Below are 13,608 nucleotides of genomic sequence, written 5' to 3' on the forward strand. Positions count from 1 at the left end.
ACCTATGGCAGATGGCAGCTAGCTGGACTGAATTTACGCTTTCAAAATGACAATCAACCGAAAGCGCGGGTTAAGCTTTAACGGCGTCTTATCAAATCTGGATTGGCCTTTTTACCAAATTGGTACGGTCTACTTAAGAACTTAATCTTTTCTTTAAAAAGTGCTACCGCATCAGGTCATTAAATGGTAAATTAATAGAAGTAGTTTTGTCATATTTCTTACATTCATAGGGAAGAGGGATTATTCACATGGTCTTTAACTTGGTAGTTAATATTATTGGGATCGTGGTTTTCATTGCCATTGCCTACTTATTCTCCAAGCAAAAGCACGCCATTAACTGGCGTTCAGTTGGTGTCATGTTAGTACTAGAAGTCTTATTGGCATGGTTCTTAACGGGGTCACAAATCGGTGTTGACGCGGTCAAAGCGGCAGCGGATGGGTTTACTTGGCTCGTTAATGTTTCATACGATGGGATCGCCTTCGCATTGGCTAGTTGGGTCAATGTTAAGTCGATGGACTTTGTCACTAGTTCATTATTACCAATCTTGTTGATTGTGCCATTATTCGATATTTTGACCTATATTGGCGTTTTACCATGGATTATCAAATGGGTCGGCCGCGGGTTAGCTTACATTACCGGCCAACCAAAGTTCGAATCATTCTTCGTTGTTGAAATGATGTTCTTAGGTAACACGGAAGCCCTCGCTGTTTCACAATTACAGTTGAAGCAGATGAAGGCGCAACGGAACTTGACGATCGCAATGATGTCAATGAGTTGTGTGACCGCGTCAATCCTAGGGGCATACATTAAGATGATGCCTGGTCAGTTTATTTTAACTGCGGTACCAATGAACGTTTTAAACGCCGCAATTATTGCTGCTATTCTGAATCCGGTCGATGTTAAGCCGGAAGAAGATACCATTGCCAAAATCTCTGGTAGCGCAGCTGTTGAAGAAACTACCGAGACCACTGAAACGAGCGGCTCTGAAGAATTAGCTCATGAACAAGTTAAAGAAGCTAAGCCAGCTCGCGAACCATTCTTCTCTTTCTTAGGCGATTCAATTTTAGGCGCTGGGCGCTTGATTCTGATTATCGCTGCTAACGTTATCGCCTTCGTTGCGTTAGCGAAATTAATTGATAAATTATTAGGTTTGATCAACAGCAATTTATCACTTGAAAACATCTTTGGGGTCATCATGTTCCCATTTGCTTGGTTACTCGGGTTCAATCCTAGTGATGCCTTCCAAATGGCCTCATACATGGGGACCAAGTTAGTTACCAACGAATTCGTTGTCATGGGTGAAGTGACCAGCAAAATCAATGATTATGCCCCTCACTTCCGGGCAGCCTTGACGGTCTTCTTAACTTCCTTCGCGAACTTCTCAACGATTGGGATGATTATCGGGGCCTTCAAGGGAATCGTTAGTCGTGAAAAGAACGACTTGATTTCACGGAACGTCGGTTACATGCTATTATCTGGTATTTTAGTTTCACTATTATCTGCTGGTGTCGTTGGCCTATTCGTTTGGTAAACCAACCAGTCATTATGATTTAATTATGGAGAGCGTCAGCATATGCTGGCCTCTTTTTTTGCGCTTTTAGGTAGGTGGCATGACTTACTGTTGAAACGTGCCGATTAGTTCAGATGCTTGTTCGTCTGCACGTGCGCGTCATAGTCCGACTTCCGGGGCCGGCTGACAATTGCTGGAACGTAGCCGAGCATTGTCAGCCAACCTCTCCAGTCAGGAAGCCGCTCGAATGGCAGATAAACGGCCACCTATCTGGGTACAATTGATCACTGAATATTTAGTGACTGACACTTCAGGCAAAGGCGTAATCAGTACGGATGATGACTGATGGCATTTAGTTACTGAGAAGATTATCTGAATATTAAGCACTCATCTCAATACCACTAATTTCAATGGCAACTAGTCTTGAGTTCAGTCGATAAAATGGCCTGTGCTCAGAATTCAAGACTTTGTTATCTCGGCGACTAGAGAAAGTTCTGACAAGTTCAGTGAAATCGCTGATTCGAAAAGCTAAACCATGGGGAAAGAAGTTTAGTGATTGTTAGAAAACTTTCTAACAGTTCAACATCAAAAATCCCGTGCACCAAGGAACCAACGACCAATCCCTCGAAAATTGAGTCCGTACATGTCTGCCTTTCGAATACCATCCCGGCTGGAAGGTATTCGGGGCAAGGCCCAGTGGTGAAATTTCACTTAGCAAGTGTCTTGTGCTTGGTTAGTGAAAGACCAGTATTTAAGACGTGATTTGTCGGCTTAAATCTGTGTCCACCACGTTCCGGCCATTGCCCAGAATGCCTGGAAGCCGGCTTAGGACGAGCCTATCACTGCACGTTTACGGGTAACTCGCACTGTTTCCAGCGGGTCTCAGCTGGCCGCCTTTGACTTTGACCTAACCGGCATGTTTCAACAGTGATTAGTACTGGTAATCATTAGCGCGTTATGTGGTAGTGTGAGTGATGTGATCGTGAGAACGGGAGGGCGGCAATGGGGTGCGAAAAAAATCATAATCGATATCGCTAGGGAAGATGACTGGAAAGGTAGTCTTTTCAAGGCTTTTCACGATTAAATTGGCGGGCCGCAACATTGATTTTGCGTGCTATTTACGTTAAAGTTATGAGGTGACGTGAAACATTAGGTTGTTTCACAAAAAGAGGACGAATGTGACCCTTTTAAGGAGTATTTACGAATGAATCCAGAAGAATTTACACAAGCGCTAGCTCAGCATGGTATTGCGTTAACGGCGAAGCAATTGGCGCAATTTGCAACGTATTTCAAATTGTTGGTCGCAACCAATCAGCAGTTTAATCTCACCACGATTACAGCCGAACCAGAAGTGTATCTGAAACACTTTTATGATTCGTTGACACCGGCATTTTACGTTCCGGCATTGCGTGAACAGCCACTGACGATTTGTGATGTGGGTGCCGGGGCTGGTTTTCCATCCATTCCATTGAAAATCGCTTTTCCACAACTACAAGTGACGATCGTTGACTCGTTGAACAAGCGCATCAATTTCTTAAAGGATTTGGTGCAACAACTAGACTTGGAAGACGTTCAATTGTTCCACGATCGCGCGGAGACGTTTGCCGGTAAGAAGTCTGTGCATCGTGAAAGCTACGATGTGGTAACGGCCCGTGCAGTGGCGTGGTTGTCTGTACTGAGTGAACTATGTTTGCCGCTAGTGAAAGTCGGCGGGCAGATGGTGGCGTTAAAGGCGGCCAATGCCCGGACTGAAACGGCGGAGGGAACGTACGCGGTACAGCAATTAGGCGGGAAGATCGTGCAGGACACGGCCTTCACGTTGCCGGTAACGGATGACCCACGGCATATCATTGTCATTGACAAGCGCAAGCCGTCACCAAAACGTTATCCACGTAAACCGGGAACACCGGCTAAACAGCCGTTAACGGCGCCAATGTAAGGTGGGGAGGTATTTCAATGGCATTTTCTTTATTTGGTTCCAATCGTGATAAACACAAAGATGAGACGGCTGCAGCGCCGACCGACCAGCAAATCGTTCGGATTCCGGTCACTGCCATTATTCCCAACCGGTTTCAACCTCGGCAAGTCTTCGATGAAGCTGGAATCAACGAATTAGCGACGACGATTGCTGACCACGGGTTGTTACAACCGATCGTCTTACGAGAATATGAACCTCAAAAATACGAGATTATTGCGGGTGAACGCCGTTTCCGTGCCGTTTCATCACTGCACTGGGCAGATGTGCCCGCTATTATTCAGAAAATGGATGATGGTGAGACGGCTTCAATGGCGCTGATTGAAAACCTGCAACGCCAGGATTTGACGTCGATTGAAGAAGCTCGGGCTTATCAAGAATTGATGGAACTCAATCACTTGACCCAGTCCGCGTTGGCGAAAGAGTTGGGCAAGAGCCAGTCATTAGTGGCGAACAAGTTGCGATTATTGAAGCTTGCTCAACCCGTTCAAACTGCACTACTGCAACGTCAAATCAGTGAGCGGCATGGACGTGCGTTACTTAATTTGGACGTGGCGCAACAGCCAGCTGTTTTGAAGCAGGTCGTCTCAGATCAGCTGACGGTGAAGGAGACTGAGCAGTTAGTCGCAAAACAGCAAACGCCGCACAAGCCTAAACGGAAGCGGGCGCGCGGGTTGACTGGTGATACGCGCATTGCAGTCAACACAATCAAAAAATCAATCAAGATGGTCACGGATGCCGGCCTTCCAGTTAAAACGCATGAGGAAGAGACGACGGATGGCTATCGAATTACAATTGAAATTCCAAAAAATCAACCAAGGGGTGATCAATAATTATGGGAACCGTAATTGCACTCGCTAACCAAAAAGGTGGCGTTGGCAAGACGACAACGAGTATTAATCTCGGAGCCAGTCTGGTCGAATTAGGCCAAAAAGTCTTATTAATTGATACGGATGCGCAAGGGAATGCCACGAGTGGCCTCGGTATTCAGAAGTCGACCATTGAACGTGAAATTTATGACGTTTTGATCAATGACGTTCCCATCAAAGAGACGATTATCCCAACGAGTCACAAGGGCTTGGATATTGTGCCAGCGACAATTCAATTGTCCGGGGCTGAAATCGAACTAACCCCAATGATGGCGCGTGAGACTCGCTTGCGTGACGCAATCGATGACGTGAAAGCGGACTATGATTATATCTTGATCGATTGTCCACCTTCGCTGGGGCTATTGACGATCAACGCCTTTACCGCCTGCGATTCGATTCTGATTCCAGTTCAGAGTGAATACTATGCGTTGGAAGGACTCAGTCAATTATTAAATACGATCAAGTTAGTTCAAAAACATTTTAATAAACAACTCCGTATCGAAGGCGTCTTACTCACGATGTACGATGCCCGGACCAACCTGGGTGCGCAGGTCAACGAAGAAGTCCGCAAATACTTCAAGGATGCCGTTTATAAGACGATCATCCCTCGAAACGTTCGCTTGTCTGAGGCGCCAAGTCACGGTTTGTCAATCGTGGATTATGATGCGCGTTCGAAGGGTGCACAAGTATACTTAGCTCTAGCAAAGGAAGTGTTGGCTGCTCATGGCAAGTAAAGATAAAGATAATAAGGCACTAGGACGCGGAATTGGCGCGCTATTTGCCGATGTTAATGAACCAGCTAGTGAAGAGTCCGTCGTTGATTTGGACCTCAAAGATATTCATGCCAATCCCTATCAGCCACGGCGTACCTTTGACCAGACTGCTTTAAAAGAACTGGCGAGCTCAATTGAAAAATCTGGCGTTTTCCAACCAATCATTGTGCGGCAGCCGGATGCGGAAATCAACAAGTACGAGATCATTGCCGGCGAACGCCGTTTTCGGGCTTCTAAATTAGCCCATCAGACGACGATTCCAGCCATCGTGCGCGATGTCACTGAAGAACAAATGATGGAAGTTGCCGTGCTGGAGAATTTGCAACGGGAAGACTTAACACCGCTGGAAGAAGCCGAAGCTTATGATTCTTTGATGAAGAAGCTGAAGTTGACGCAAGCTGAGGTTTCCAAACGACTAGGCAAGAGTCGGCCATACATCGCCAACTACTTACGCCTATTAGGACTTCCGGATGGGGTCAAGCAGTACATTCAAAAAGGGCAGTTGTCGATGGGACAAGCCCGGACGTTGCTATCGTTGAAGGATAAAACCAAGCTAGCGCCATTAGCAAAACGCGTCGTCAAGGATAACTTAACGGTGCGGCAGTTGGAACAAATCGTCGCACGTTATAATGGTGAGGATCAAAAGCCCGCTAAAAAAGTGGCTGTTAAGAAATCACCGTACATTCGTGCCAGTGAGGAACAGTTGCAAGAAAAATTTGGGGCTGCCGTTTCAATTTCAGCCAAGGCCAATAAGAAGGATCAGGGGAAGATTGAGATCCCATACTTATCTAACGAGGATTTGACGCGTATTTTGGAAATCTTGAGTATTGACTTGAACTAGTTTGGACGCATCAGTTGGGTGCTGATATTCAGCTGAACGTTTAAACGAAAATAAATTATTTTATAAAGGAGCGTTGCGCATGTATGATTTAGGTGATATTGTCGAAATGAAGAAGGCGCATCCGTGTGGTGTCAATCGCTGGGAGATTACCCGGATGGGTGCCGACATTAAAATCAAATGTACGGGATGCGGTCACGTGGTCATGATGCCGCGTCGCGAATTCAATAAGAAACTCAAAAAAGTATTAGAAAGCAAAGCCGACCAAGCTTAATTATTAAAAAGGAAGAGTGAATAACCGATATGGCACTTACAGCAGGTATCGTTGGGTTACCAAACGTTGGTAAATCCACATTGTTTAACGCAATTACGAAGGCGGGCGCCGAAATGGCCAACTACCCATTCGCAACCATCGATCCAAACGTTGGGATGGTGGAAGTTCCCGACAAGCGACTCGATCGCATTCAAGAAATTATTCCAGCTAAGAAAGTCGTCCCAACGACGTTTGAATTTACCGATATTGCCGGAATCGTTAAGGGCGCTAGCAAGGGTGAAGGTCTGGGGAACAAGTTCCTGGAAAACATTCGCCAAGTTGATGCCATCGTGCACGTTGTCCGGGCTTTTGATGACGATAACATTACCCATGTGACGGGGAAAGTCGACCCACAAGATGATATTGAAACCATCAACTTAGAGTTGAGTCTGGCGGATCTAGAAGCCGTTGACAAGCGTTTAGCTAAGGTTCAACGGGCTGCTAAGGGGAATGATAAGGAAGCCAAGGCTGAATTAGCGGTTTTGGAAAAAATCAAGCCAGCCCTCGAAGCCGGCAAACCAGTTCGTTCCCTTGAATTCAACGAAGACGACCAACAAATCGTCAAGGGATTATTCTTGTTGACGTCCAAACCAGTGCTGTACGTGGCGAACATCGCTGAAGATGATATGGCGGACCCTGAAAATTCCAAGTACTTCCAAGTCGTTGCGGACTACGCCAAGCAGGAAGGGGCCCAAGCAATTGGTGTCGCTGCTGAAACGGAAGAAGAAATCGCCGAATTGGATGATGACGACAAGGCCGACTTTCTAGCTGCGGAAGGTGTCGAAGAACCTGGTTTGAATAAGCTGATTCGGGCTTCTTACAAGCTCTTAGGCCTTGAAACCTTCTTCACGGCTGGTGGCAAGGAAACCCGTGCCTGGACGTTTAAACGCGGTACTAAGGCGCCTCAAGCAGCCGGTATTATTCACTCTGACTTTGAACGCGGTTTTATTCGGGCTGAAGTGATGTCATTTGACGCGTTGGATGAAGCTGGTTCGGAAGCAAAAGTTAAGGAAAATGGTAAGTTACGTTTGGAAGGTAAAGACTATGTCATGCAAGACGGCGACATCGTTGAATTCCGCTTCAACGTTTAGCTGAAAGGAGCAATGTATCGTGAGTGAGAGCGAAACTTCAAAGACACCAAGGAATGCAGCTGCTGGTGCTAAGCAGGTCAAAGCAGCTGAACGGCCGATTCATGAAGCCACTGAGCTGACTAAGCGGAATGCAGAATATATGCGGCAGATGCGCAAGTCATTGGACGCGACGTCACTAACCGGTGAACGCAAAACGGCCGTGTTAGATGAAATGACGGCGACCCTCTTGGCTGAACAGGGCCGCGGCACGACCGCCCGTCAATTATACGGGACGGTCCAAGAACGAACAGAAGAAATCGTTAACCCGAAGAAGACACCGGTCGAACGTCAAAAGGCCAACTACTGGGTCACGGCGTTGGATAACGGGCTGATGTTATTCATGATCTTCTGCTTGATGTACGGGATCATGGGCTTCATCGGCAATAATGCCACTAAGAACTCCGCGGGTGCCAACGGGATCACCGCGATCTTGATTACGTCAGCCATCGGGGGCTTAGGGGTTGCGAAGTTGTTTGAATACCTCATGCCAACCAAGGATGGTAAGAAGGTTTCCCTCTGGAAGAAGATTGCCTGGTCAGTGCTAGCCATTATCGTTTGGATGTTGGTCTTCACGACGATGTCAATGATTCAAGGGCCATTGAACCCTGTCTTACCAGGTATCGCTTACTTGATCATCGCTGTCGTGGTCTTCTTTGTCCGGATGTGGTTAAAGCGCCGGTTCAATATTACGACGAGCATGTTTTAGAGCCACGACTGATTAGACTGGTGTGGATTACGCCTGAATTCAAACGCGGGCAGCCAGTCAATTAGCTTAACTGGGCGCTGAATGCACTCGGTAGTCTTAATAGTGACAACCCAAATTAAAAATGAACGTCCTCAAGTCAGACTTACAATTGATTTGAGGGCGTTTTTTAGTGGTGCTAGTAGTTATCGGGAGCGGTAGTCTAAGTCATTAGTTTGAAACGGTAACGCTCAAAGTTAGTGGGCATGGTCGAATGATATTGTGGTGAGAGCCGCTTTAGCATGTCTAATATCAGTGTCTGCTGGCGGCAGTGCCAACCAGCCGTTCCCAGCACTAGTTACGATGGCTGGTCAGGTTACGAATTTACTAATGAAAAATAAGAACTTTCTGAAAATGAACGTAACCCCTTGCATTTATGCGGATGTTTTGTTACCTTTACAGATAAAAATAAAAACATAAGGAGCTAACGTTCAATGTCTAATTGGGATACAAAGTTTGGAAAAAAGGGTTACACGTTCGATGATGTACTATTAATTCCGGCCGAAAGTCATGTTTTACCGAATGAAGTCAATTTAGGTGTTAAACTTGCCGATAATTTGCAGCTGAATATTCCAATTATCAGTGCGGGAATGGACACTGTTTCAGAATCCGCAATGGGAATTGCCATGGCTAACCAAGGTGGCTTGGCAGTTATCCATAAGAACTTAAGCATTGAAGCGCAAGCTGAAGAAGTTAAGAAGGTCAAGGCAGTCGTTAAGGATGATGACCATCCGCACGCCGCTGTCGACGCCAATAACCACTTATTAGCCGTTGCGGCCGTTGGGGTAACGAGCGATACCTTTGACCGTGCCGAAGCCTTATTTACGGCGGGTGCCGATGCGATCGTGATCGATACGGCCCATGGTCATTCAGCCGGTGTTCTGCGTAAGATCAAGGAAATTCGGGAACACTTCCCAAAGCAGACCTTGATTGCTGGTAACGTCGCCACCGCTGAAGGGACCCGTGCTTTGTTTGAAGCCGGCGTCGATGTTGTCAAAGTTGGTATCGGCCCTGGTTCGATTTGTACGACACGAATCGTTGCCGGTGTTGGGGTGCCTCAATTGACGGCCGTTTATGACGCAGCTAGCGTGGCCCGTGAATATGGTAAGCCAATCATTGCCGATGGTGGGATCAAGTATTCCGGTGATATCGTGAAAGCCTTAGCTGCTGGTGGTAACGCCGTCATGCTTGGCAGTATGTTAGCCGGTACGACGGAAGCACCTGGTGAAGTGGTCTTCGATGATGGTCGTCAATACAAGTTCTACCGTGGCATGGGTTCTGTTGGTGCGATGTCACAAGCTCATGGGTCATCTGACCGGTACTTCCAAGGTGGCGTGAACGAAGCCAACAAGTTAGTACCTGAAGGGGTTGAAGGTCGCGTCCCATTCAAGGGTAGCGTCAATGATATCATCTTCCAGATGCTCGGTGGCTTACGTTCCGGGATGGGTTACGTTGGTGCGAAGGATATTGACGCGTTGATCGATAATGCGCAATTCGTTGAAATTTCCGGCGCTGGTTTACGCGAATCACATCCACACGAAATTCAAATTACTAAGAATGCGCCTAACTATTCAGTTAATGGCTAAATCAAATTCGGGGATGTCCAGGTGATGGGCATCTCTTTTTTTGTTGAGTGAGATTTCAAGAAATTTGCAAATGAATTAGGTAAGGGCTGTCAAGTTCATTATGACTGACTAAGCTCGTAACACAGCTATTTAATCTTGCTTATTATTTACTGTATCGCCTCATCACGCGTTTTTATTAGGCTGAACGGCCTGCTTGCGCTATGATGGACTTATTAATTGGTTAATAAATCGGAGCGGCATGTCACGTTGCCAGATGCGTTGGTTTATCAGCAACGTAAGCGCAAGATTCGCTTACTGTGGTAGCGTTGTTGAACCGGTAAATAAAGTGAAACGCGATGAAGACTAGTATGGCGAATTCATAGCGACGCCACCAAGTCGTTAACTCAGCGACACATAATAGTTGCGTTTTCCCTAAAATCAACCGTTAAGTGCCAAGTTAGTCCGGTTTTTTGGTAAAATAAAAGCAGAATTATTTAAGGAGACTAATATAATGAAAATTTTAGTAGTCGATGACGACAAAGAAATTGCACAACTATTAGAAATTTATATAAAAAATGAAGGCTATGAGCCAATTAGCGCCTACAATGGCCGCGAAGCACTGACTAAGTTAAATACGAACCCAGATATAGCCCTAATGATTTTGGATATCATGATGCCCGAAATGGACGGTATCGAAGTCATCAAGGAAGTTCGGAAGGATTCACAATTGCCAATCCTTGTCCTATCCGCCAAAACTGGCGACATGGATAAGATTCAAGGGCTGATTACTGGGGCAGATGACTATGTCACCAAGCCATTCAACCCACTGGAAATCATGGCCCGGGTCAAGTCACTCTTACGGCGTTCTGAGAATAATGTCACGACCACTGAACCAGATGTGTTGGATATTGGCCCGTTGACGATCAACAAGGATTCGCATGAAGTTAAGACGCTGACTGGTAAGGATATTCAATTAACGGCCTTGGAATTCGGTATTTTATACCTATTGGCAAGTCACCCCAACCGGGTCTTTTCGGCGGATGATATTTTTGAACGTGTTTGGCAACAAGAGAGCATCGTGTCGGCCAAGACTGTGATGGTGCACGTGAGTCATTTACGGGATAAGATTGAAGAAGCGACGAACGGTGAAAAAGTGATTCAGACCGTTTGGGGCGTTGGTTATAAGATTGAAGCGCGTTAAGTGAGGGTTAACTTGTGAAATTAACGGGACGCGAAAAAAGTGAACTGTTTTTTGAAGGAGTAGTAACGGTTATTTTGCTACTCCTTTTAAACTTGTCGATCGTGGTTCTGATCAACAGTACGATTGCGCATAATCCGGGCCTCCAAAGTGGGATTTTCCAAATTAAACGGTCCATCAAAATTGGCCCGAACAATTACCAACTCTGGAGTTATGAGAATATCTTCATTGGTTTGATGCTGGTGGCAGACGGATTCGTTCTGTATTGGCGGCTGATTCGACGCTATAAACAAATGCAATTGCGTCACATTATCAGCGAATTACATTACATTGCTGCCGGGCACTTTGACCACCGGATTGATTTTAATCTGACTGGCGATACCCAACGCGTGGTTGAAAGCGTCAATGCGTTAGTCGATTCAGCAATTCATTCGATGGATGAAGAACGCGAGATCGAGCGGTCCAAGGATGCGCTGATCACCAATGTCAGCCACGATATTCGAACGCCGCTGACGTCGATTATCGGCTATCTCGGGCTGATTGAGAATAAGCAGTACCAATCGAGCGAGGACTTGGTCAAATACGCCCATATCGCTTATTTAAAGGCCACTCAGATGAAATCACTGGTCGAGGACTTGTTTGAATATACGAAGTCACGGCAAACGGAGACGCCGCTTGCAATTTCTAAGCTGAACCTGACGGCGATGTTGGAACAATTAGCGGCGAGTTTTGAATTGGAAGCCAATAAGAAGCATCTGACGATTCAAGTCGAGACGGGGCCGCAACCGATTTATTTAGAGGCGGATGCGGAAAAGTTGGGCCGCGTGTTCAGTAATCTGATTACGAACGCATTCAAATATGGGACGGGTGCCAAAAATATTTTCTTGCAGGCCGAGCAACGCGATGATGAAGTCGTGATTCACGTCACCAACGATGGCAAACGGATTCCCGCTGAATCCCTGGGCCGGCTGTTTGAACGATTCTATCGGGTCGAAGAATCACGTTCCAAAGCGACGGGCGGGTCTGGACTAGGGCTAGCCATCGCTCAGAGCATCGTCGACCATCACGGTGGCTACATTTATGCGCAGAGTGATGATGAGCAGACGAGCTTTGTGATCCATCTTCCTGTGAAGCATGACCACCCATTAACAAAAAAACAGTCAAATATGATAAATTAGCTTGTTTCCATGCACATAATTATTTAAACTAAACATAGCATTCAGGAAAGGGATAATTGAGAAATGAGATTTGCGGGAAAGTTAAAGAAAGTTGTGATTGCCCTCGTTGCGGCGGTCACGTTTAGTACGGCTGGTTTAGGCATTGCAGGTGCTGACTTACAGGCCCAAGCCGCCAGCACACCATCGATTTCAGCGAAAGCGGCCATTGCCGTGGACGCGTCGACTGGTCAGATTCTGTACGACAAGAATAGTACGAAGCCAATGGCGATTGCCTCAATGACTAAGATGTTGAGTACGTACCTCATTCTTAAGGCCATCCACGAAGGCAAGTTATCGTGGAATCAAAAAATCAGTGTCAGCAAGGCTGTCGCTAAGATGAGTCAGAATACGGAATATGCGAACGTGCCATTATTATCAACCAAGACTTATTCCGTACGGCAATTGTACAATGCAACTGAAATCTACTCCGCTAACGCCGCCGTTACAGCTTTAGGTGACGCGGTCGCCGGTAGTCCACACAAATTCGTTAGTTTGATGCGGAAGACGGCTAAATCGTGGGGCATCACGGATGCAACGATTATTAACGCCAGCGGGCTGACCAACAAGGAAGTTGGGAGTACGATCGGTTACAGCAACGTCTCTGGTAGCACTGAAAACGAAATGTCAGCGCAAGATGTTGCCACTGTTGCGCAAAAATTATTATCCACTTATCCTGAAGTCCTGAAGACTTCTAGCATCGCCCATGCCTGGTTTGAAAAGGGTACGAGTTCCGCCACGAATATGGATAACCGGAACTACATGCTGAAGGGCTTAGTTAAGCACTATTCTGCATTGCCTGTTGACGGGTTGAAGACCGGGACTTCCACTAAGGCTGGGAATGCCTTCACTGGTACGGTCAAATTCAGTAATGGTAACCGGATCATTACCGTCGTCATGCATGCTGGTGCCGCCAATGACAGTGGGACGGAACGGTTTACGCAAACGGCCGAAATCATGTCGTATGTCTACCATAACTTCACGACCACGACCATCAACAAGAACGGGACGATCAATGGCACCAAGTCGGTTGACGTTCAAGATGGGAAGGCATTGACTTCGAAGCTGGTCTCAAACAGTAAGGCCACAAAAGTCTACTTGCCAACTGGTTCTGATGCCAGTTCAGTTACTGGGAAAGTCAGCTTGAAGAAGTCAGCAACGACGTCTGGCAAGCTACAAGCACCGGTCAAAAACGGCAAGACGGTCGGGACGGCTAAGTTGAGCCTCAACAAGAAGACCATTCAAGTGGTCGATGGGACGACTAGCAAGACGATGACCGTCAACGTCACCCCTAAGAAGTCCATCGACAAAGCAAACATCTTTGTTCGGATGTGGCGTGGCGTTCGTAGCTGGTTTAACTAGCGCGTTACGTGACTGAAATTATCGTAAAGTCCGATTTGATTTTGACAATTAACGTTAATTGAATGACTTATTAAAAAATCGCTTCGCTAGAATTTGTAATTCTGGTGAGGCGATTTTT

At 46.4% G+C, this 13,608-nt stretch carries 12 protein-coding genes; all 12 read left to right on the forward strand.

The window, feature by feature from the left end; all coding sequences use genetic code 11:
- The first annotated feature begins 248 nt into the window (after positions 1 to 248).
- The gene (locus KGF65_RS11065) at positions 249 to 1,532 is read left to right on the forward strand and encodes a NupC/NupG family nucleoside CNT transporter (RefSeq protein ID WP_216748477.1); all 1,284 of its coding nucleotides are present in this window, start codon (positions 249 to 251) and stop codon (positions 1,530 to 1,532) included.
- 1,183 nt (positions 1,533 to 2,715) lie between these two features.
- The gene (rsmG, locus tag KGF65_RS11070; RefSeq protein ID WP_216748478.1) at positions 2,716 to 3,450 is read left to right on the forward strand and encodes a 16S rRNA (guanine(527)-N(7))-methyltransferase RsmG; all 735 of its coding nucleotides are present in this window, start codon (positions 2,716 to 2,718) and stop codon (positions 3,448 to 3,450) included.
- A gap of 17 nt (positions 3,451 to 3,467) precedes the next feature.
- Positions 3,468 to 4,319, forward strand: a complete 852-nt coding sequence (gene noc / locus KGF65_RS11075) for a nucleoid occlusion protein (protein WP_050339854.1) — start codon at positions 3,468 to 3,470, stop codon at positions 4,317 to 4,319.
- A 2-nt stretch (positions 4,320 to 4,321) separates the two neighbouring features.
- Positions 4,322 to 5,089, forward strand: coding sequence for a ParA family protein (locus KGF65_RS11080; protein ID WP_003639831.1), 768 nt, complete (start codon positions 4,322 to 4,324; stop codon positions 5,087 to 5,089).
- The gene (locus KGF65_RS11085; RefSeq protein WP_101874095.1) at positions 5,079 to 5,969 is read left to right on the forward strand and encodes a ParB/RepB/Spo0J family partition protein; all 891 of its coding nucleotides are present in this window, start codon (positions 5,079 to 5,081) and stop codon (positions 5,967 to 5,969) included. The genes KGF65_RS11080 and KGF65_RS11085 overlap by 11 nt, the downstream gene beginning before the upstream one ends.
- Before the next feature lie 79 nt (positions 5,970 to 6,048).
- A complete protein-coding gene (locus KGF65_RS11090; RefSeq protein ID WP_003639829.1) occupies positions 6,049 to 6,240 on the forward strand; it encodes a DUF951 domain-containing protein in 192 nt (63 codons plus the stop codon).
- Positions 6,241 to 6,269: 29 nt separating this feature from the next.
- Positions 6,270 to 7,370 (forward strand): redox-regulated ATPase YchF, encoded by a 1,101-nt coding sequence (gene ychF / locus KGF65_RS11095; RefSeq protein WP_003639828.1) that lies wholly within the window; start codon positions 6,270 to 6,272, stop codon positions 7,368 to 7,370.
- A gap of 19 nt (positions 7,371 to 7,389) precedes the next feature.
- Positions 7,390 to 8,115 (forward strand): DUF1129 domain-containing protein, encoded by a 726-nt coding sequence (locus tag KGF65_RS11100; RefSeq protein WP_003639827.1) that lies wholly within the window; start codon positions 7,390 to 7,392, stop codon positions 8,113 to 8,115.
- A gap of 470 nt (positions 8,116 to 8,585) precedes the next feature.
- The gene (locus KGF65_RS11105; protein ID WP_101874094.1) at positions 8,586 to 9,737 is read left to right on the forward strand and encodes an IMP dehydrogenase; all 1,152 of its coding nucleotides are present in this window, start codon (positions 8,586 to 8,588) and stop codon (positions 9,735 to 9,737) included.
- Positions 9,738 to 10,227: 490 nt separating this feature from the next.
- Complete coding sequence (locus KGF65_RS11110) at positions 10,228 to 10,917, forward strand: response regulator transcription factor (RefSeq protein WP_003639824.1); 690 nt, start codon at positions 10,228 to 10,230, stop codon at positions 10,915 to 10,917.
- Between the two features lie 14 nt (positions 10,918 to 10,931).
- Positions 10,932 to 12,092 (forward strand): cell wall metabolism sensor histidine kinase WalK, encoded by a 1,161-nt coding sequence (locus KGF65_RS11115; RefSeq protein WP_050339852.1) that lies wholly within the window; start codon positions 10,932 to 10,934, stop codon positions 12,090 to 12,092.
- A 63-nt stretch (positions 12,093 to 12,155) separates the two neighbouring features.
- On the forward strand, positions 12,156 to 13,490 hold the full coding sequence (locus KGF65_RS11120) for a D-alanyl-D-alanine carboxypeptidase family protein (RefSeq protein ID WP_216748479.1): 1,335 nt from the start codon (positions 12,156 to 12,158) through the stop codon (positions 13,488 to 13,490).
- The last annotated feature ends 118 nt before the right edge of the window (positions 13,491 to 13,608 follow it).

The organism is Lactiplantibacillus sp. 30.2.29, from assembly GCF_018991255.1.
Lineage (GTDB): Bacteria > Bacillota > Bacilli > Lactobacillales > Lactobacillaceae > Lactiplantibacillus > Lactiplantibacillus pentosus.